Annotated in this window: 22 protein-coding genes and 1 pseudogene; 14 read left to right on the forward strand and 9 right to left on the reverse strand. The window is 37.5% G+C overall.

Going from position 1 to position 20,557, the window contains the following annotated elements:
* Window positions 1-71: 71 nt before the first annotated feature.
* Window positions 72-959, reverse strand: a complete 888-nt coding sequence (locus ACE1TI_RS07805; protein ID WP_375007024.1) for a peptidylprolyl isomerase — start codon at window positions 957-959, stop codon at window positions 72-74.
* A gap of 144 nt (window positions 960-1,103) precedes the next feature.
* Between ACE1TI_RS07805 and ACE1TI_RS07810 the strand changes: the two genes are divergently transcribed.
* Complete coding sequence (locus ACE1TI_RS07810) at window positions 1,104-1,187, forward strand: YjcZ family sporulation protein (RefSeq protein WP_375007095.1); 84 nt, start codon at window positions 1,104-1,106, stop codon at window positions 1,185-1,187.
* A gap of 34 nt (window positions 1,188-1,221) precedes the next feature.
* Window positions 1,222-1,308, forward strand: coding sequence for a YjcZ family sporulation protein (locus ACE1TI_RS07815; RefSeq protein WP_375007096.1), 87 nt, complete (start codon window positions 1,222-1,224; stop codon window positions 1,306-1,308).
* Window positions 1,309-1,401: 93 nt separating this feature from the next.
* Here the strand turns inward: ACE1TI_RS07815 and ACE1TI_RS07820 are convergent, their stop codons facing one another.
* Entirely contained in the window at window positions 1,402-1,584 is a 183-nt protein-coding gene (locus tag ACE1TI_RS07820; protein ID WP_091586921.1) for a hypothetical protein, read from the reverse strand.
* Between the two features lie 134 nt (window positions 1,585-1,718).
* Here ACE1TI_RS07820 and ACE1TI_RS07825 point away from each other — a divergent pair, with 134 nt between their 5' ends.
* Window positions 1,719-2,300, forward strand: coding sequence for a YpmS family protein (locus ACE1TI_RS07825; protein WP_375007025.1), 582 nt, complete (start codon window positions 1,719-1,721; stop codon window positions 2,298-2,300).
* Window positions 2,301-2,323: 23 nt separating this feature from the next.
* Here the strand turns inward: ACE1TI_RS07825 and ACE1TI_RS07830 are convergent, their stop codons facing one another.
* The 5 genes from ACE1TI_RS07830 to ACE1TI_RS07850 form a co-directional block, all read right to left on the reverse strand.
* Complete coding sequence (locus tag ACE1TI_RS07830) at window positions 2,324-2,869, reverse strand: DUF3267 domain-containing protein (protein ID WP_375007026.1); 546 nt, start codon at window positions 2,867-2,869, stop codon at window positions 2,324-2,326.
* Window positions 2,870-3,052: 183 nt separating this feature from the next.
* A complete protein-coding gene (locus ACE1TI_RS07835; protein ID WP_375007027.1) occupies window positions 3,053-3,622 on the reverse strand; it encodes an HTH-type transcriptional regulator Hpr in 570 nt (189 codons plus the stop codon).
* 83 nt (window positions 3,623-3,705) lie between these two features.
* Window positions 3,706-4,062, reverse strand: coding sequence for a YtxH domain-containing protein (locus ACE1TI_RS07840; RefSeq protein ID WP_375007028.1), 357 nt, complete (start codon window positions 4,060-4,062; stop codon window positions 3,706-3,708).
* Between the two features lie 213 nt (window positions 4,063-4,275).
* Window positions 4,276-5,358 carry a 3-phosphoserine/phosphohydroxythreonine transaminase gene (gene serC / locus ACE1TI_RS07845; RefSeq protein WP_375007029.1) on the reverse strand — a complete coding sequence of 361 codons (1,083 nt, stop codon included), beginning with the start codon at window positions 5,356-5,358 and terminating at the stop codon, window positions 4,276-4,278.
* 179 nt (window positions 5,359-5,537) lie between these two features.
* On the reverse strand, window positions 5,538-5,969 hold the full coding sequence (locus tag ACE1TI_RS07850) for an HIT family protein (protein ID WP_375007030.1): 432 nt from the start codon (window positions 5,967-5,969) through the stop codon (window positions 5,538-5,540).
* 175 nt (window positions 5,970-6,144) lie between these two features.
* On the opposite strand from ACE1TI_RS07850, the gene ACE1TI_RS07855 reads away from it, so the two are divergent.
* From ACE1TI_RS07855 to ACE1TI_RS07875, 5 genes are all read left to right on the forward strand, one after another.
* Window positions 6,145-7,737, forward strand: a complete 1,593-nt coding sequence (locus ACE1TI_RS07855; protein ID WP_375007031.1) for a long-chain-fatty-acid--CoA ligase — start codon at window positions 6,145-6,147, stop codon at window positions 7,735-7,737.
* 168 nt (window positions 7,738-7,905) lie between these two features.
* On the forward strand, window positions 7,906-8,394 hold the full coding sequence (locus tag ACE1TI_RS07860) for a PCYCGC motif-containing (lipo)protein (RefSeq protein ID WP_375007032.1): 489 nt from the start codon (window positions 7,906-7,908) through the stop codon (window positions 8,392-8,394).
* Window positions 8,395-8,552: 158 nt separating this feature from the next.
* Window positions 8,553-9,293, forward strand: a complete 741-nt coding sequence (locus tag ACE1TI_RS07865; RefSeq protein ID WP_375007033.1) for an ABC transporter ATP-binding protein — start codon at window positions 8,553-8,555, stop codon at window positions 9,291-9,293.
* On the forward strand, window positions 9,293-10,513 hold the full coding sequence (locus tag ACE1TI_RS07870) for an ABC transporter permease (protein WP_375007034.1): 1,221 nt from the start codon (window positions 9,293-9,295) through the stop codon (window positions 10,511-10,513). The genes ACE1TI_RS07865 and ACE1TI_RS07870 overlap by 1 nt, the downstream gene beginning before the upstream one ends.
* A gap of 10 nt (window positions 10,514-10,523) precedes the next feature.
* Window positions 10,524-11,273, forward strand: coding sequence for an EcsC family protein (locus ACE1TI_RS07875; RefSeq protein ID WP_375007035.1), 750 nt, complete (start codon window positions 10,524-10,526; stop codon window positions 11,271-11,273).
* Window positions 11,274-11,306: 33 nt separating this feature from the next.
* Here ACE1TI_RS07875 and ACE1TI_RS07880 read toward each other — a convergent pair whose 3' ends face one another.
* Both ACE1TI_RS07880 and ACE1TI_RS07885 read right to left on the reverse strand, forming a co-directional pair.
* A complete protein-coding gene (locus ACE1TI_RS07880) occupies window positions 11,307-12,482 on the reverse strand; it encodes a M20 family metallopeptidase (protein WP_375007036.1) in 1,176 nt (391 codons plus the stop codon).
* A 65-nt stretch (window positions 12,483-12,547) separates the two neighbouring features.
* Window positions 12,548-13,264: a cytochrome c biogenesis CcdA family protein gene (locus ACE1TI_RS07885; RefSeq protein WP_375007037.1), complete on the reverse strand. Its 717-nt coding sequence runs from the start codon at window positions 13,262-13,264 to the stop codon at window positions 12,548-12,550.
* 243 nt (window positions 13,265-13,507) lie between these two features.
* Here ACE1TI_RS07885 and liaF point away from each other — a divergent pair, with 243 nt between their 5' ends.
* The 6 genes and pseudogenes from liaF to hemH all read left to right on the forward strand — a co-directional run bounded on the left by liaF (window position 13,508) and on the right by hemH (window position 20,538).
* Window positions 13,508-14,380 carry a cell wall-active antibiotics response protein LiaF gene (gene liaF, locus ACE1TI_RS07890; protein ID WP_375007038.1) on the forward strand — a complete coding sequence of 291 codons (873 nt, stop codon included), beginning with the start codon at window positions 13,508-13,510 and terminating at the stop codon, window positions 14,378-14,380.
* Window positions 14,380-15,465, forward strand: coding sequence for a sensor histidine kinase (locus ACE1TI_RS07895; protein ID WP_375007039.1), 1,086 nt, complete (start codon window positions 14,380-14,382; stop codon window positions 15,463-15,465). Before liaF ends, ACE1TI_RS07895 begins: the two co-directional genes overlap by 1 nt.
* Window positions 15,440-16,059: pseudogene (locus ACE1TI_RS07900) on the forward strand (response regulator transcription factor). The gene ACE1TI_RS07895 and the pseudogene ACE1TI_RS07900 overlap by 26 nt, the downstream one beginning before the upstream one ends.
* 179 nt (window positions 16,060-16,238) lie before the next feature.
* Window positions 16,239-18,392: a transglycosylase domain-containing protein gene (locus ACE1TI_RS07905; protein WP_375007040.1), complete on the forward strand. Its 2,154-nt coding sequence runs from the start codon at window positions 16,239-16,241 to the stop codon at window positions 18,390-18,392.
* Window positions 18,393-18,560: 168 nt separating this feature from the next.
* Window positions 18,561-19,604 carry a uroporphyrinogen decarboxylase gene (hemE, locus tag ACE1TI_RS07910; protein WP_375007041.1) on the forward strand — a complete coding sequence of 348 codons (1,044 nt, stop codon included), beginning with the start codon at window positions 18,561-18,563 and terminating at the stop codon, window positions 19,602-19,604.
* Between the two features lie 4 nt (window positions 19,605-19,608).
* On the forward strand, window positions 19,609-20,538 hold the full coding sequence (hemH, locus tag ACE1TI_RS07915) for a ferrochelatase (RefSeq protein ID WP_375007042.1): 930 nt from the start codon (window positions 19,609-19,611) through the stop codon (window positions 20,536-20,538).
* The last annotated feature ends 19 nt before the right edge of the window (window positions 20,539-20,557 follow it).

The following is a 20,557-nucleotide window of genomic DNA, read 5'->3' on the forward strand; positions in this document are numbered from 1 at the left end:
CTCGCAAACTTGACATACGGTTTTATAAGGTTTAAATAAACGTGCGTAAAATGGTGTGAAAAACTAGCTGACTAGGATTGAATCCAATCTTCATAGGATGTTTCTTTTATGTCAATGTTTGCTTCTTCCTTCAGCTCCTGCATTACTTCTTCGGCAGATTTTGCTTGTTCTTCTTTTAATCTCTCTTCAATTTCTGCTTCTAGTTCTTCATACGTTTCGTTTTTCTCTAGTACTTCAATAATATGATATCCAAATTCACTTTCAACAGGGTCGCTGATTTCACCAGGTTCCATGGAAAAAGCTGCTTCGTCGAATTCTTCCACCATTTCACCTCTGCTGAACGTATCGAGTTCTCCACCTTCAGAAGCGGACCCTGGATCTGTAGAATGCTCTTTCGCCAGTTCAGCGAAATCCTCGCCATTTTCTAGTTTTTCCAGGATTTTATTTGCTGTATCTTCATCTTCAACTAAGATATGACGAGCTGAAATACTCTCTAAATCTTCTTGATTTTTTTCAAAATATGTTTTTTTATCATCTTCATTAATTTCCACATCAGCTGTAGCTAGTTCTTCTAAAACGAGCTGAGGTTTTAAGAAATCATTTTTAAAGTCATCTATTGATTCAATTGGAAGCTGGAATTGCGTTTGAAGCATGGAAAGCAGTTCTTCATCCTCTTCGACACCATATTCTTCCTTAAATGACTCAAATTCTTGATCGACTTGTTCGCTGTCTATGTTAAGCTGTTCTGCTTTATCTTGGATAATAATATTTTGTACTATTTCATTTAAAACTTGCTCTCCAAAATTATTTTTTAATTCCCCTACAAATTCCTTTTCCGTAATAGAAGTATCATTTACCTCCGCAATTGTTTTCTCATCTCCAGCACCTTGGTCTCCGCTGCAGGCAGTTAAAACGAGAGCACCGCTCAGTCCAGCTGCCAAGAGTAAAGAATTTTTCATGAACTCCCAACCCCTTATCATTTCTCAGACAAACCATATCATATCACATAATCCCAAAAAAGAAAAAAATTTTAGTGAAAAGCCTAAACCAAGTCAGATCTATTTACATAACATAATTCAGCAAGAGAAATAGGAGGTGTGAAAATGTCTAAAGGTTTTTACGGGGGATTTGCCTTGATCGTAGTCCTTTTCATTCTGCTCGTTATTGTAGGTGCAGCTTGGTGTTAAACACAAGGCCGTAAATAAGGAGGGAGAAAGAATAATGGAATATGATTACTACTCCAATTTTGCGCTGATTGTCGTGCTGTTCATCTTGCTTATTATTATCGGGGCAGCATGGATTTATTAATCAAAAAACTTTCCTGGAGGAGGCATCCTTCAGGAAAGTTTTTTATGACGGGCCAGCCATAATAATTACGTTACAGCAGAGCCCTTCTATTACTTATACAAACCATAGTTCTACAAAAGTGGAAGTGAGCAAAATGGTTAGTAAAATATTAATGGTTCTAAAAATTTTCGGCTGACGTTCTGCTGGAATCTCTTTTTGGACACAGAGGGCATTTGTCATGGAATTGATTACAAATAAATAAACTAAAGAAAATAACAAGAAAAATACTACGAGCATATATTTACCCCCAATACCTTATATCTACTTTACTTTAACAAAAGTTTTTACAAAATGATAGTTTTTTAGGTGGCTCAAATGGATATGGACAAGCATAATAGAAATAGTTTAATCATAGAAAGCAGGTGTTTACAGTGAGACGAAGCAAAATAAGAAGCAAGTTAAATGGTTGGAAATGGCTGTTCTTTTTACTACTGGCTCTTAATCTTTTATTTGTTATTAGCATATTCTTGTTAATTACCACAAATTCTCAGCAAGATACCGAAAATAACGATAACCAGGCTGATGAGGAATTTACCGAGTATTTTTCAGTACATTTAACCCAATCACAACTTAATCAGCTGCTTCAAGATGAATTAGGAGAGGAAAATGTAAATGCAGAAATAACTGATAATTTAGCAAGAGTATCAGCTTCGGTCTCCGTATTAGGGAGGACAATTGACGCAAGCATGAATTTTGAGCCAGAAGCATTGGAAAATGGAAACATTGCTCTGCATCAAAAATCATTTTCTATAGGAAGATTATCTCTTCCAGACTCTAAGGTTCTGTCTTTATTAGGATCACAGGCTGATTTGCCTGAATATGTGGAAGTGCAGCCTGGTAATAATCAAATACTCGTCCAATTAAATGAGATACAGATAGCTGATCAATATTTTTTAAAAGCTGAAACCTTTGATTTAGAGGAAGATAATATCCATTTAAAAGTTGGAAAATAAATATTTATACAGAAAAGCAGCCGTTAAATCGGCTGCTTTAATAATATATCCATGCCATTTTTATTTTGTTCCACTAAACATTGCCGGGGAGCTCCCAGCAGTTGTTTAATGTAAATAAAATCATAAACGGCAAGCCCAGTATTAAAAGAAAATACCAATAAAAAATAATACATGTAAGGCGGAAACGTGATTGCCCCTATGAGTGAAACCAAGCTGATGAACAAAGTAGGAAACAACATAGCACAAATGTAAAAGTTCCTTCCTACAGGTTTTGTGAATTTCATCATAAGCGCAGGGATTTTTTTTTGTTTATTTTTTACATTGGTTTGTATTCGAACACCAACAAACCATAATGGAATGAGATGTAAAAGAGTGTGAATCGGATACAACAAAAGCAAAAAACCAAATGTGTTTAACATGCTTAATTCTGCATACGTGATATTTTTATAATAAAGGCTAAACCCTAAAAAACTGAAAATGAAAGTAAACACCATAAAACTGAGTGAAAAGAGCATCAGTCTAAAAGGGTTATATTCTTTTCTTAGGTTAATGGATTTCCAACAATTCATGAGGATTCCCCCTCTCACTACTACCTAATTGAATAATTTAAAGGCTAAAGCTTTAAAAATCAATAGAATAAAGAAAAATAGTCAAAAGAAAAACCGTTTCGACAATTCTGGACAATCAAAAAATAACAGTAAGCATTAAAAAAACCTGGTTCGCAGTGGAACCAAGGTTTTTAAAAACTTTGTCTATGTTTGTTCTATACGTTTTACAGGGGTAAGGGTGCCGTTCTCTTCTGTAAACTCTTTATTAAACGTATTTAGCGACTTTTCAAAAATATCCATAAAGTCCTCTCCATAAATATGCCGAATAATGGTAATAAGTTCTGAAAAATCCGGGAATTTGCCATAAAGCTCCTTTATCGGCAATGCTCCATTGTAGACACTATACGTATCCGTGTTATATGCCTCTATGGTTGCAAGTAAAAGGCTGTCTCCTTCAGGTGTTAATTCAATGTAAGTATTTCTTTTATCATTTGTTTTTTTAGAAAAAGTTAACAAGCCTCTTTCTTCGAGTTTCTTTGAAAAATTAAAGGCTGTAGATACATGCATAACCCCAAATTTTGCAATATCAGATATAGAAGCACCCTCCATATGATATGCAATCCAAAGAATCTGATGTTCATTAATATTCAAGTTGTAAGGCTTGATCCATTTTTGCCAATCTTTTTCAACAGATTTCCACAAGGCTTTCGTAAGCTGGGCAAATTTGTGGCTGAAGAGAATAGACTGTTTTGTAGAAAGAGAAGACTGTTCCATCTTCTCCCTCCTCTCCATGGTATTATTGTAATAAAAAGATAAATTTATTTATTTTTCGGAAAACTGAAGATGACAATAGATGATTATTCAGACTCTTTACGAATTTGGTCATTTAAATCAGCAATCGCATCGGAGATTTCTTTCACCTGTTGCTGAATGGCTTCTACTTCAGGCTCGACTTCTTCTTTGTATCGACTGTAAGTTCTTTTCATTTCTTGTGTCAGCCCATCAAATGCTTCAAATCCTTCTGTAGCCGCGTAACGCCAGTCTTGGACTGCTTCTTTTCCTGTTCTGGCTGCTTTTCGGTTCAGAGACTTCCAGCTGAGATTTTTAAATGAATCTCTTGTTTCATTACCTGAAGCAGGAGCAGTAATTAAGGCAGAAAACCCTCCAATTATAAAACCAGTTATTAAGCCAGTAATTAATGATTTCGAATCCACTCTACCACCTATCCTTTCTCTCTTTTTTTAATATTTATTAAAATATTATTCTTTTATAACAGTATAGAGAAAAATTCTGACAAAGAAAAGTATTCTTTTGCAATTTAACGTAAAAAAGGGAACGATTTTCTTTGACAATAAATAAAAAGCTGCCTGCAGAGTTTATTATCTGCACGACAGGCTTAAAAAACATTTACTGCGTAATAAAAATTATTAATTGTTTTGTTGGAAATTAATCATGAAATCCCTCAACGCTTGACAGGATTCTACAGAAACAGCATTGTAAATGGAAGCCCGGCATCCGCCGACCGAACGATGGCCATTTAATCCAACAAATCCAGCATTTTTTGCTTCAGTTAGAAATTTTTGATTTAATTCTTCGCTTGCCAGGTTAAATGTAATATTCATAAAAGAACGGCTGTCCTTTTCAGCATGACCTCTGTAAAATCCATTACTGTTGTCAATTACATCGTAGAGGATGCTAGCTTTTTCTTCATTGCGTTTTTGCATCCCGGCTGCTCCGCCTTTTTCTTTCACCCATTGTAATACTTTATTAAGCATGTAAATGGCAAATGTAGGCGGGGTATGATATAAAGAATTTTTTTCAGCATGGGTATTATAATTAAGCAGCGTAGGAATATTTTCTTCCGATTGTTCTAAAAGTTCTTTTTTAATAATGACTAATGTTACGCCTGACGGACCCAGGTTCTTTTGAGCTCCTGCATATATTAATGAAAAGCGTTCGATTGGAATTGGTTTGCTTAAAATATCACTTGACATGTCAGCAAATAAAGGTGCTGGTGTGTTTAAATCGAAGCTTTGCCATTGGGTTCCGAAAATTGTATTATTAGAAGTGATGTGAACGTATGCATCGCTCTCACTCATTTCTATGTTGTTTGCCTCCGGAATGTAGGTATAATTGCTGTCTTTTGCGGATGCCCCAATTTTTGACTCACCAAACGCTTTCGCTTCTTTTAAAGCTTTTTCCGACCAGGACCCAGTAAGTATGTAGTTTCCAGTTTTCCCTTTTTTGAGGAAGTTCATTGGGATCATGGAAAATTGAAGGCTTGCGCCTCCCTGTAACAACAGTACTTCATAACCCTCTGGAACGTTCAGCAGTTCTTTAACTAAAGAAATTGCTTCATTATGAACCTCTTCGTAATCCTGACTGCGGTGGCTTAACTCCATAACGGACATTCCCGTATTATTGAAATCAACTAGTTCTTTCTGCGCCTTCTCTAGAACCTCAGCTGGAAGAGCAGCAGGACCTGCATTAAAATTATGGGCTCTCGTCATATTCTCCACTCCTTTAAAGCTTTACTATATTTAATTATTGCTTTTGTGAATATCCTAACAAAACTACTTCAGAAGTGCTATATTTTTCTTATCCTGTTTACCAATAAAATGTAGTATTTCTTAAAAATCCAAAAAAACTGCTGGGATAATCCAGCAGGAGACAAATAGATATTTCAAGTTTATGAAAGGTGCTGATTGATTCCTTTTGCAATTTGTTGAAGGTCTTCTGCAGAATATTTATCACTATTATCCTGCCAGGTCGGTTGAAAACCATCTTCTGATCCATAGCGGGGGATAAAGTGCAGGTGGTAATGAAAGACAGATTGTGAGGCAGCTTCACCGTTATTATTAACAAGGTTTAACCCGTCAGGATCGAATTCTTTTTTGATTGCGTTCGCAATCTTTGGCACGACACGAAATAAATGAGAAGCCGTCTCCTCTTTCAATTCATATACATTAGGCTGGTGATCCTTAGGTATTAATAACGTATGTCCTTTGGTAACCTGTCCAATATCAGCAAATGCAATTACATCTTCGTCTTCATATACAATGGAAGCAGGGATATCTCCTGAAACTATTTTACAAAAAATACAGTTTTCATCTCGGCTCATCTTCTTCTCTCCTTTTAAAAGTGTGTATTTTCCATTATCTTATCAGCACATGTAAATGAAAACAACAGAAGAAGCTGTAATATAACTGTATTATTAATGAAATTCTTACAATTAAAGTCGTACAATGATATAATACTATTATTCTACTAGAGAAAAAGGTAAAGGAGGAATGGTTGTGTACGTACCTCTTGTACTAACACAGTTTCTTGACAGGGCAGTTGAATTATACGGAGAAAAGGTAGCCGTTATTGATGAAGACAGAAAAGTGACTTATTCGGAATTAAATGATAGGGTGAACCAATTATCACATGGTTTGAAAGCGCTTAATATAAACAAGGAAGATAAAGTTGCTTACCTTGCTCCTAACACCCTTGAAATGTTAGAGGGTTTTTATGGAGTATTTCAGCTTGGTGCTGTCATGACTCCACTTAATACAAGATTAAAGCCAGAAGACTATCAATTTATTTTAAATCATAGTGAAAGCAAAGTTCTGTTTGTAGAAAACGAATTGTACCCATTAATCCAGCCGATTATTCAAGACCTCGAAACTGTTGAAACAATTATTGTTCATGGGGCCGAATCTAATACGGATAAATATATTAGCTATGATTACTGGTTAAATCAATTTTCTTCTGAAAAGTTTGAACGAGCAGAACTCGATGAAAACGACATAGCGAGTCTTCTTTACACAAGCGGTACTACTGGAAATCCAAAAGGAGTGTTATTAACCCACCGGAGCAATTATCTGCATGCCATGTCAGCTATGCATCATTTACGTGTTTCTGACCAGGACACACTCCTGCACGTGCTGCCGATGTTTCATGTGAACGGCTGGGGTTCTCCTTTTTACTACACTGCAAATGGAGCTACCCAGGTAATGCAAAGAAAAGCAGAGCCTGCTTCTGTTTTCGAAAATATCCAAAAGTATAACGTTACTGTAGCGCATATGGCTCCTACTGTTTTAAATATGCTGCTCGAATATTACAGCCTCAATAAAGAACAGTTAAATACTGACCAGGAGATGCGGATTGTCATTGCTGGTTCCGCTCCGCCTTCTACCTTCGTAACAAAAGTAGAAGAGGAAATTGGATGGGAATTTATACAAGTATATGGAATGACTGAGATTTCGCCGCTGGTAACAATTTCTCAAATCCGCCCGCAGCATGCCCATTTGTCAGTGGAAGAAAAACAATATACGAAAGCAAAAACAGGATACTCTATGATTGGTTCAGAAGTGAAAGTGGCAGATGATGATGGAAACCAAGTGCCTGCTGATGGTAAAACGATAGGCGAAGTTATCGTACGTTCGAATAATGCTATGGAAGGCTATCTGAAAAATCCAGAAGCTACGTCACAAACAATAAAGAACGGGTGGCTTCATACTGGAGATATGGCAGTTATAGATACAAATGGTTATATTGAAATCGTTGACAGAAAAAAAGATATAATTATCAGCGGCGGAGAAAATATTTCATCGATCGAAGTAGAGGGATATTTATATAATCATCCTGACATTGTGGAAGTTGCTGTAGTTGGAGTACCTCATGAAAAATGGGGAGAAGTTCCGCATGCTGTTATAGTGAAAAGAGAAGGCACTGATATTACGGAAGAAGAAATCATTAATTATGCTCGAAGTAAAATGGCACATTTTAAAGCACCAAAAGGCATTTCATTTATAGATACTCTTCCAAAGACAGCTTCGGGGAAAATTCAAAAAGTACAGCTTCGAAAAGAGTTTTGGGAAGGAAAAGAACGGAAAGTAAATTAAACTTTTGCATTTGGGATGGAGAACACTTCATTATTTAGGGAGTGTTCTCTTTTTTATGTCCATTAAATGTTTTAGCATCGTTTGTTGGAATGCCATATAATTGTCAGTAAATAAAGGGTCAAGCTATGATAAAATAATTGTTGAAAAAGACATGAAAAGGTGAAGGTTATGAAAATTATAAGAAAAGCTATCTTACTTTTTGGTTTGACCGTTGCGTTAGCAGCTTGCTCTGAATCTGAAAATGCCGGCCCTCCAATAGGGGAGCAAGAAGAAAAAGGGTTTGATATTATAGAAACGACTGCGTCAGCAGCAGAAAGTCCACAATTTTTAGAACATGCACAAGGTTCTATTCCAGTGATATATGAAGAAACAGCTGATCATCAAGAACTATTAGAGCACATTCCATGTTATTGCGGGTGCGGAGAGTCTGCTGGGCATGAACATGCTTTTGATTGTTTCATAGACAATGTAAACGAACATGGAAGCATCGTATGGAATGATCATGGAATGAAATGCGGGGTGTGTCTTGAGATAGCGGCGGATGCTATGGAAATGAGTAAACAAGGTTATTCAGACAAACAAATTCGAGACTCCATTGATGAAGATTACAAAGACAGCGGAATGGAACCAACTCCAACCCCTATGCCGAAGAATTAATTGAAAAACCTTTGAAAACGGCTTTTAAGTCGTTTTAAAGGTTTTTTTGGTTTGGGGCCCTTCTTTTCCTTTTGTTGGAGACAAGGTAAAATATAAGCTGTATGAATAAAATAATTGATTGGCAAAGATATTAAAAAGCTATTTAAAGGAGAAAGAATATGACGAAGCTGTTGGAATTAGATCACGTAAGTGGTGGCTATAATATTCATAAACCTGTATTGCATGAACTTAATTTCACCTTAAATAAAGGGGAAATAGTTGGTTTAATAGGTTTAAATGGAGCTGGGAAAAGTACAACAATTAAACATGTGCTCGGATTAATGGAACCAAGTCAAGGTGATATTCGGATCAATGGAATCCGTTTTCAGGAAAACCCAGAAAAATACCGAAAAACATTTACATATATCCCTGAAACTCCTGTGTTATATGACGAATTAACGTTATGGGAACACCTGAAATTAACAGCAATGGCTTATGAATTAGAAGAAAAAGTTTTTAAAGATAGAGTATATCTTCTTTTAAAGGAATATCGAATGGAAAAAATGAAAGATTGGTTTCCGAGTCATTTTTCTAAAGGTATGCGGCAGAAGGTTATGATAATGTGCGCGTTTCTAGTGAAACCAGAATTATATATAGTAGATGAACCCTTTGTTGGGCTGGATCCTGTGGCAATCAAATCACTTTTAGATATGATGGTTCAGATGAAAGAAGAAGGGGCTGGTATTTTAATGTCTACCCATATACTTTCTACTGCCGAACGTTATTGTGATCGGTTTATTTTGCTGCACGAGGGTCACATCCATTTAAACGGTACACTAACAGAGTTAAGAGAACAAGCTGGGATGGCAGATGCTAACTTAGATGACTTATACATAGAAGTAACTAAAGGAGAAATATAATGGATGTTACTCGTTTGTGGGAAGAACGATCAAAAGGTTTTTGGAATGAGGCTGTCCGCTATCTGCGTTTGTTAGGAAACAGTGGTTTTATGTTCAGTTTATACGCGTTGTTTTTAGCCGGGGGATATTTTTATCCTTCTTTTATTGAATGGCTGCCAGAAGCATTCCCGGTCATTCTGGTGCTGGTAGGAATATTTACCTATCTATTAACAAGGTGTCCTCTTCGTACATTTTTGAAAGAAGGAGATCTAGTTTTTTTACTGCCTCTAGAAACAAAATTAAGTTCTTATTTCCGAAAATCTGTTATATACTCTTTTGTCCTGCAGTCAGTCACTTTAACTATTATATTGCTTTTGCTGGGCCCGCTCTTTCAAGACAGAGTTTCATCAGACAACAGTTATATTTATATAGTATTGTTTTTTCTTCTGGTTGGTAATGCTTGGAATAATGCTGCACACTGGGCAGAAGTCAGGATTCAAGATGAAGACAAGCGAAAAAAGCACATTGCGGTAAGGTCATTATTCAACGCGGTATTTTGTTATTTTTTATTCGCGTCTGCACCGCTATGGTTTGTAATATCGGTTTTAATGATTATGGTATTTTTATATGTCTTTTACCATAAAAAACTTTTAAAACTTCATCCATTAAAATGGGAAGTGCTGCTCCGCTTAGAAGAAAAACGCTTGTCGGCGTTTTACAGATTCGTTCAGTCTTTTACGGATGTACCTCATATTAAAATGGGGGTGAAACAAAGGAGATTATTATCTGCTATTTCGGATCGTTTCTTATGGAAATCAGGCTCTGTGTACTCTGTTTTGTTTGGAAAAGCTTTTATTCGCTCTGGCGAGTATTTTGGAATGTATATGAGGCTGCTTTTAACAAGTGCTTTAGTTATGTATGCCTTTCCGTCAGAATGGTTTCGGTTAGGAGCTGGTTTATTGTTCTTATACATGACAAGTGTTCAATTAAAGACATTATGGCATCACCTCGATACGGCAATGTGGCCGGATCTTTATCCGGTTTCAAACACTGAGAAACAAATTGCTTTCAGACGTTTAACGAAAAAATTATTAATCTTTCAAACAGTATTGCTAACGGCTGTATATTGGCTAGTAAGTGTTACAGTTATGCCAGGTTTCGTAATTTTAGCAGCAGGATTGATTTTTAGTGTAACTTATCCAGTGTATAACCGAAAAAGGCGTGTACTCCAGACTAACTAGGAGGGAAATTATGGATAAGTATGAACAAGAGGCTTATGAAGAAGTGCAAGTATGGCTCAGAAAATTAAATAAGCCTTCGAGCATACCGCAAACCTTCACTAAAAATATTCAAAGCAGAATGAATCAATTGGTTCCGAAAAAAATTCACCACTTAATGGGTCAAGCGGTAAAGCAGATGGTTGATGGAGCGATAAATGGTTCAGAATATCTTCCAAAGGGAAACTATGAAAAAGCTGACACACTTAAAGAAGCTGATACGAAACTTCAAGAACTTATACCAGTGTTTCAAAAAGGAGCTGCAGCAGAAGGAGCAGGTACTGGAGCAGGAGGAATTTTTTTAGGAGCTGCTGATTTTCCTTTATTGCTGGGCTTTAAAATGAGATTTCTATTTTCAGCGGCACAAATATATGGGCTGGATGTGTACGACTTTAGAGATAGGCTCTATATGCTTCACATTTTTCAAGCTGCTTTTTCCAGCCCCGAAAAAAGACAGGAAACGGCTGAAAGGCTGAAAAATTGGGATGAGTATGTAAGAGACAAACCAAGAAATTTATCTATGGCAAGAGAAATGGATTGGACTTCATTCCAGCAAGAATATCGAGATCATATTGATTTGGTAAAATTACTGCAGTTGATGCCTGGTTTTGGAGCAGTGGTAGGCGCTGCTGCCAATTATCGATTACTCGGTCAGCTGGGGGAAGCAGCAAGAGAAGGCTATCGTTTAAAATGGTTTCTTTCAAAAGAAGGAAAGGCTACTTAAACAGCCCGGGGCTGATTGCCCTGGGCTTCGTTTTTATTGATTATTATACTCGAGTGCTGCTTTACCCAATACTTTAGCAGCTATAAGCATGGCACGTTCATCAATGTCAAACTTAGGGTGGTGATGAGGAAAGGTTGTTTCCCAGTCTGGATTTTGAGCACCGGTGAAGAAGAAAGTGCCTTTCACATGTTTTAAATAATAAGCAAAATCTTCGCCACCCATCTGCGGCTTCATTTCTTCCGTTTCTGTAACGCCGGGAACTTGAGAAGCACAGTCTGCAAGAAAAGCTGTTTCTGCTTCATGATTTACTACAGCAGGATAGCCCCGGTGATATTTGAAATCCGCTTCTGCATTTGCGCCTTGACAAGTTGCTTTTGTAATGGTTTCTAATTCCTGTTCTAATAAATCACGAACATCTTCGCTGAAGGTTCTCGCTGTACCGATCAGCTTTGCACGGTCCGCGATAACATTAAAGGCATTAGGTGCTTCAAAAGAGCCGACAGAAACAACAGCAGGCTCTTGTGGATCAACACGGCGGCTGACAATCTGCTGTATATTTGTGACAAGCTGGGAGCCAATAACAACGGCATCTTTAGTAAGGTGCGGCATAGCACCATGCCCTCCCTGCCCTATTATTTCTATTTCAAATCGGTCTGCTGCTGCCATCATCGGTCCATTTTTATATTGAATTTTTCCATACGGTTCTGTAGCCCACAAATGTGTACCAAATATGACATCGACGCCATCAAGGCAGCCGTCATTTATCATGTCAATAGCTCCGCCTGGTGCGTACTCTTCTGCATGCTGATGAATAAAGACAACTGTGCCTTTCCATTCATCTTTCAGAGTATTTATTGCTTTCGCTAATCCGAGCAAAGCAGCTGTATGTCCATCGTGGCCGCATGCATGCATTACCCCGTCCACTTTAGAGCGGAAAGGAAGGTTTGTTTCCTCTTGAATAGGGAGCGCGTCAAAATCGGCTCTTAATGCGATGACCGGGCCAGGTTTTCCCCCTTGCAAAACGGCGGTAACCCCTCTTCCTCCAACTTTAGTTTTTACACTATGGCCAAGGTTTTTATGAAAATCCGCAATATATTCTGGTGTGTGTTCTTCTTCAAAAGAAAGCTCTGGATATTGGTGGAGGTATCTTCTTATTTCCACTATTTCATTATAGTTCTGCTCCAGCAATTCAAATAACTTTGTTTCCAAAAAAACAACCCCCTCATTCTCCAGTGTTCTCTTTATTTTATCACAGCTGAATGGTGTGCACTTATTTATAATCCGAATGGAACAAACCTAGCTAGGTAACTGGAAAGCATTTGAAAGTAACCAGTAAAGAGCATAATCCCAAGTGCTATCATAATGTAGCCGCTTGTCTTTTGTATAATTGGCACCCATTTATTTAATCTTTTTAATCTGTTAAGTGATTTTGAGTACAGAAGCGCCACTAACAGAAATGGGATTCCCATTCCAATAGAATAAACAAACAGCATAAATATTCCTGTATACATTGTGTCGGCCTGGCTCGCTAAAGTAAGAATCGCACCCAGCACTAATCCGATACATGGGGACCAGCCAGCTGCAAACAGCAATCCAAGCAGTACGGAACTCGTAAAACTAGTTGATTTTTTTGGTTCGTAATGCACTTTTTTGTCGGATAACAAAGAGCGTATAGAAATAATTCCAGCCATTTGTAATCCGAATATGACTATAACAATTCCTCCTAGCTGTTCTATTAAATTGCTCCACCTCGCAAATTGCTGGCCTAAAAATGTTGATGAAGCCCCTAAGAGCATGAAAATAATTGTAAATCCAAGAATAAATCCTATGCTTCTCGTTAAAATCAACCGTCTTTGGGCGTTAATTTGGTTATTAGAAACCGTTGTTCCGGTTAATTGAGCTAAATAAGCAGGAACCAGTGGAAAAATACAAGGCGAAAGAAAAGAAATAATACCTGCTCCAAACGCAAGCCAAATACTTACTTCATTCAAAAGAGCTACCTCCTATCAGCGTACTGACATTCTTTATGTAAACGACTCTTTTATTATACATGGGAAATATGAAGATTGCGTGAATAACGAAAGTTATCCCCTTTTCTCCGTCTACAGACGGAGAAAAAAATAAACTCTAGCTGGTCGCATGAGATTAGCTTACATATTACACTAAGTGTATAAAAAATTGTTCTGGTTTAATATACCAAAAAATTTAAGAAATAGGGAAGGATAGATGCGCTCATGCGTAACTCTGGAAACATAGTTTTAGGGTTAATTATTATTATATTAGGTTTAAATATTTTATTTGAGCAATTGTATATAGATATAGATCTTGGCTCTTTTATTTGGCCTATTATTGCGTTTTCGCTAGCATATCATTTTTATAAAAAAGAACGAAAATGGCTAATGGGGTTATTTGCTGCTTTAGCTGTAATCTCTGTAAGCAATAAAATTTTTCATTTTGATTTAACAGGTATAATTATCGCTGCGGTCTTTCTTTATTTTGGATTGAAGCTTTTAAAACGTAATGATTCCTCAAAAGATATCGATATTGACAAGGATCTGCCTCCTCTGGAAAAAGAATATAACCAGACCGCAGAACAATCAGTTGACCAAACACCGGATTTATCACGGCCAGTTCATGTAGAAAATGAGCAGACTGAAAAATCATACGAGAAAAATATTACACACGCTGCTGAAACAAAGTCCGCTAAAAGAAACGGAAAAAACGAACCGTTAATAACACCTTCTTACAAAAATATGTTTATTGGTGATTATAAATTAATGAAAAAAAGGTTTGCTTTGCAAGATATGAATGTGAAATACGGGATTGCAGATATTTCAATTGATTTCTCAAAAGCTATTATTGATGAAGGAGAAACAGTTATTGTTCTGCATGGCGGAATAGGAGATGTAGATTTATATGTACCTTATGATTTAGGTATTTCTGTGCAAGCGAGCGCTACTATTGGGGATATGAATATCTTAAATCATCGTGAGGAAGGTTTTAATAAGCAGCTATCTTTTAGTACGGACCATTATAAAGAAGCTGACAGAAAAATAAAAGTGATCATTTCCGTGATTATCGGAGATATAGATGTGAGGTATGTATAATGAGAAAAATGGTAAATATCCAATGGGATTATATCCGTTATTCTCTTGGAACAGCGGTCATTACAGCTGTGCTTTTATTTTTTATTTTTTTATCTAGTACCGATGATTTGTTATTATTACTTTCATTTAAAAGCTGGTTTGGCGTGCCAACACTTATAATATGGGTACTTATCTCCTTCCTGTTGGCTTTATTTATTGGATGGCGCAGTGGAAAAAGACAAAAACTTCGTATAAATAAATTATTAGAAGGTACGCTTGCTTTAGAGAAAGGAGATTTTTCTAAGGTCACTACAGTGGATGGGGAAGATGAATTCGGGGTTATGGGAAATCATCTGAATGCTGTGGCAAGCAGAATGGAAGAACAAGCAAGATCTGTACAGAAGCTTTCAGCAGAAAGAGCCGAATGGCAGGCTTCAATAAAACAATCTGCAGCAGCTGCTGAAAGACATAGACTTGCAAGAGAGTTACATGATGCAGTTAGTCAGCAGCTATTTGCAATATCGATGACCACAGCAGCACTGCAAAAAACAATACCGAATGATATTGAAAAAGGAATGAAGCAAGTATCTTTAATTGAAAAAATGGCAGGCAATGCGCAGGGAGAAATGCGGGCCTTGCTTATGCATTTAAGACCAGCAAGTTTAGAAGGTAAATTATTAGAAGACGGTTTGAAAAATTTATTGCAAGAGCTCGCTGAAAAAACAAAACTGCGGTTGAAATGGAATATTCAAGATATCCCAGCCACCGGAAAAGGGGTTGAAGACCATTTATTTAGAATTGCACAAGAAGCTCTTTCTAATATGTTAAGGCACGCACAGGCTTCTCAAGTGGACTTTCAATTAAAATACTATTCAGGTCAGATTAGAATGAAAATTATAGACGATGGAGTAGGATTTCACTTAGAAAAAGATCAAAAGCAATCTTCGTATGGGCTTTCGGTGATGAAAGAAAGAGTGAATGAAATTGGGGGAGTTATTCATATTTTATCTTATCCAAGAAAAGGCACACAGGTAGAAGTGAATGTTCCGGTTGTTGAAGATAAAGAGGAGGAGAAGCGTATTGATAAAAGTAGTGTTAATCGATGATCATGAAATGGTGCGCATGGGAGTAGCCGCTTATCTATTAACGGAAGAAGATATAGATGTTGCCGGAGAGGCGGCAAACGGAAAAGAAGGCGTAAAGTTAGTAAGAGAACATAAGCCGGACGTCGTTTTAATGGATCTTATTATGGATGGCATGAAGCTACACAGCTGATTACAAAAGAATTTCCCAATGTAAAGGTCATTGTTCTTACCAGTTTCTATGATGATGAACAGGTATATCCAGCAATTGAAGCCGGGGCATTCAGTTATCTATTAAAGACTTCAAAAGCTCAAGCAATAGCCGAAGCAATACGTGCAGCAATGAATGGGGAATCTAAAGTAGAAGCAGAAGTTACAAAAAAAATGATGTAAAGAATGCGCCATCCCGATCAACAGCTGCATGAAACCTTAACTTCAAGAGAGCTTGAAGTATTGGGGTTGATAGGAGAAGGGAAGACTAATCAAGAAATCGCTGATGAATTGTATATTGGTATTAAAACAGTAAAAACTCATGTTAGCCACATATTATCAAAGTTAGAAGTAGATGATAGAACTCAAATTGCTGTTTATGCCCATCGTCATGGATTAGTGAAATAAAAATTTTTTCAAACTTTCAATAGGTGTTACCGAATTTTTCAAATAAATATTAAAAAGTAACAGATAATATAAAAGGATATGAAAAGATATGTCGAAATGTTATTATCTGCTTTATAATAGATTCGAGTAAATACCTATTGAGTCTGCGCTTATAGCGCAGCTGATAAAGGAGTAATATCATGAGAAATAAATGGATAGTCTGGGGGCTTGCTGTTTTAGCTTTTATTATATTAAGCTCCGGGATTTATCTTTCTTCTGTCGTTATTGGGGCAGCTGCTATAGATGAGAAACAATTAGTAATGAACGAAACTACCGAAATATTTGACAGCGATGGACAAAAGCTTGCAGAGCTTTATGCCGAAGATAGGGATTTGATTAACATAGATGAAATACCTGAACATGTGAGAGAGCCTTTTGTGGCTATAGAAGATATTCGATTTTATGATCATCAGGGAATTGACCCCCGCGCTATTCTTAGAGCCTTATATCGTGATATTTTAGCAGGCTCAAAAGTAGAAGGCGGAAGTACGATAACACAGCAATTAGCAAAAAATGCTTTTCTATCAAGCGATAAAACTCTTCTTCGTAAGACAAAAGAAGTGCTGATCGCCATGGGACTCGAACGAAAATTCAGCAAAGATGAAATTCTAGGATATTATTTAAATCAAGTATATTTCGGCCACGGTGCTTATGGTATAAAGTCAGCTGCAGAACTTTATTTTGGAAAAGATGTAAAAGATTTGACAGTTGACGAAGCAGCTTTGCTTGCTGGTATCCCTAAAGCCCCAGGAAATTACTCACCAGTAGAGGATCCGGAACGTTCAAAAGAAAGACGGAGTACAGTTTTAGCTATCATGGAGAGGCACGGATTCATAACACCAGAAGAAGCAGCAACTTATCAGGGCAAAACAGTTCCTGAGTCAATTAACCGAGCAGAAAAAAATACAGCTTATTACACATATATTGATATGATGTTAGAAGAAGCAGAAAACAAGTACCATATAACTGCTGAAGAAATATATAGAGGCGGATACGATATTGTTGTTCCGATGAATAAAGAAATGCAGCAAGCTTCCTACGATTTGCTTCAAGAAGAATCTTATTTTCCAGAGGAAGCAAAAGATGCCGAAGGGGCATTTTTCATGATGGATCATCAAAGCGGGGGAGTTGCGGCTGTTCAAGGCGGCAGAGAATATGTGCGCAGGGGTCTTAACAGAGTAACAGTAAAAAGACAGCCCGGTTCTGTAATGAAACCACTTGCAGTATATGCTCCCGCATTAGAATCAGGAAAATATCATCCGTATTCCTTGTTAAAAGATGAACAGATGGATTTTGATGGTTATTCTCCTAAAAATTATAATGGCGAATACCGCGGAGAAATAACTATGGCTGATGCTGTCACTGAATCTACGAATACTGCAGCCGTCTGGTTGTATGATCAAATGGGAGAAAAAGAGAGCACAGAATGGATGGAAGAAGCTGGTCTTCACATAGAAGATAATGGTCTTGCCGTGGCTCTTGGAGGGCTGTCAGAAGGACTTACCCCAATGGAGTTAACGTCTGCGTATACTGTCTTTTCCAACCATGGTACTAAAATAAATCCTTATTTTATTGAAAAAATCGTTGACCGCAACGGTGAAGAAATAGGAAAAGCAGATCCAGAAACAAAAGAAGTGATGAGTCCGCAAAATGCGTGGTATATGACAAGGCTTCTGGAAAACGTAGTAAAAGAAGGCACAGGTACGGCTGGCAGCAGTAACTATCCATTAGCCGGAAAAACGGGAACAACTTCCTTTTTAGAAGTAGAAGGAGGCACAAGGGATGCTTGGTTTGCCGGATTTACACCACAATGGACGGGAGCTGTCTGGATGGGTTATGACAAAACAACTGAAGACCAGCATCTTCAGGCAGGGAGTTCATATCCCACACGTTTATTTAAAGAAATTATTAATAAAGTTCCTGCTGATGACGGCATTCAAACCGTATTTCAAAAACCAGAAGATGTGAAAGACTTAGAAGAGCCGGTAGAAATAGCACAAGTGAATGATTTGTCTGCATCTCTCAGCTTAAAAGGGGGCGGGTTGTTTAATGTTCATTTAAAATGGACGCCGGCAGAAGATGAACGTGTCGTTTATCAGGTTTATGAAGTGAACGACGGGGAAGGTGAGGTTATTGAAGAAGTAGAAGGCGGCGGTGAATTTACGATTGAAGGAGTCAATATCTTCAATTTACAGGATTATATGATTGTGCCATATAATCCACAAACAGAACAAGAAGGAGAGCCATCAAACGTTGCAGAAGTTAGCGTAGGTTCTTTATTTGGAACCGGCTGATCATGCAGGACTGTGTATAGGCACAGTCCTGTTTTTTCTTTCTATTTTATGAACAAAGTCTATGAGTACTGTACATGACATTTAGAGAAGAGTATGGTAAAAAGGGTATGGAAACAATGAAGGAAGAATGACGTTTACAAGCGTTTTTAATTAAAGGAGTGCTAGGCAATGGGTAAATTAAATTTTAATGATAATTATTTAAGGGCTGCTTATGGACAAAATACAGATCATATACCGGTTTGGTATATGAGACAAGCAGGACGTTCACAGCCTGAATATAGAAAGCTTAAAGAAAACTATTCTTTATTTGAAATTACCCATGATCCCGAACTTTGTGCCTATGTTACGAAATTGCCAGTGGATCAATATAATAATGACGCTGCAATTTTATATAAAGATATCATGACACCTCTGCCGTCAATTGGAGTAAAGGTAGACATAAAGCCCGGAGTAGGGCCAGTTATTGATAATCCGATTAAACAACCGCAGGACGTGGAAAAGCTGGGAGCTATTGAACCAGAAAAAGAGGTACCTTATGTACTAGATACTATTAAGCTGCTGAGAGAGCAGTTGAATGTACCTTTAATCAGCTTTAGCGGTGCGCCATTTACATTAGCAAGCTATATGATTGAGGGCGGCCCATCTAAAAATTATCATAAAACCAAAGCTTTCATGTATGCCGAACCTAAAGCCTGGTTTACTCTAATGGATAAATTAGGGGATATGACCATTCGCTACGTGTCCTCTCAAATAAAGGCAGGCGCCCAAGCTATTCAAATTTTTGACTCCTGGGTAGGCGCTTTAAATGCAGAAGACTATCGTTTTTACGTGAAACCTGTTATGAAACGCATTTTTGAAACCCTACAAAAAGAAGATGTACCGTTCACGATGTTCGGTGTTGGAGCTGGTCACCTTCTTCAAGAATGGAATGACCTCTCTTTACAAATTATAGGTCTTGATTGGAGAACTTCTATTTCTGAAGCGAGAAAACTTGGTGTTACTAAATCCTTGCAGGGGAACCTGGACCCCTCTATATTATTAGCGCCTTGGAATGTTATAGAAGAGAAAGTAAAACCAATTCTTGACGCGGGCATGCAGCAGGAAGGATTTGTATTTAACCTCGGTCATGGGGTTTTCCCGGAAGTAGAACCAGAAACATTGAAGAAATTAACAGCTTTTGTGCATAATTATACAAAAAGAACGGAGGATTGAAATTATGAAAAAAATTGGATTACTAGTTATGGCTTACGGCACACCAAGAAGCTTAGATGAAGTAGAGCCTTACTATACACATATAAGAAGAGGAAGAAAGCCATCTGAAGAAGCTCTCCAAGACCTCATCTCTCGGTATGAAGCTATTGGAGGGATTTCTCCATTGGCTAAAATAACAGACAATCAAGGGGAGCGACTGAAGGACCGTTTAAATGAACGATATGATGATATAGAATTTCATTGGTACCTGGGTTTAAAACACATCGACCCATTTATAGAAGACGCAGTTCAAAAAATGAAGCACGATGGCATGGAAGAGGCATACAGTATTGTCCTTGCCCCGCATTTTTCTACTTTCAGTATTAAATCCTATAATGGCCGTGCCCAGGAAGAGACAAAAAGAATAAATGGACCAGTTATTCATTCGGTAGAAAGCTGGTATGATGAGCCGAAATTTATCGATTATTGGGTTAAACAAGTGAGAAATACACTTAATGAAATAAATAATACAGATAACACATGCGTAATATTTTCTGCACACAGCCTTCCTGAGAAAATTATTCAGGCAGGAGATCCTTACCCTGCTCAATTAGAAGAAACTGCCAAATGGATTGCTGAAAAAGCAGATATTCCACATTATGCTATCGGATGGCAAAGTGAAGGAAATACGCCGGATCCATGGCTCGGGCCTGATGTACAGGATTTGACAAAAGAACTTCATAAAAATCATGGCTATACTTCTTTTGTTTACTGCCCTGTAGGTTTTGTTGCTGATCATCTCGAAGTGTTGTTTGATAATGATGTCGAATGTAAGCAGGCTTGTGATGAAGTAGGGGCCTCTTACTATCGCCCTGCCATGCCTAATACAAGTCCTGAATTCATTGAAGCTCTTGTAAATGTGATTACAAAGAAAATGAATGAGACGAAAGTTTAAAAGTTAGCGGGGAGTTTAT

The sequence above is a fragment of the Alteribacillus sp. JSM 102045 genome, assembly GCF_041949975.1.
Classification (GTDB): Bacteria; Bacillota; Bacilli; order Bacillales; family Marinococcaceae; genus Alteribacillus.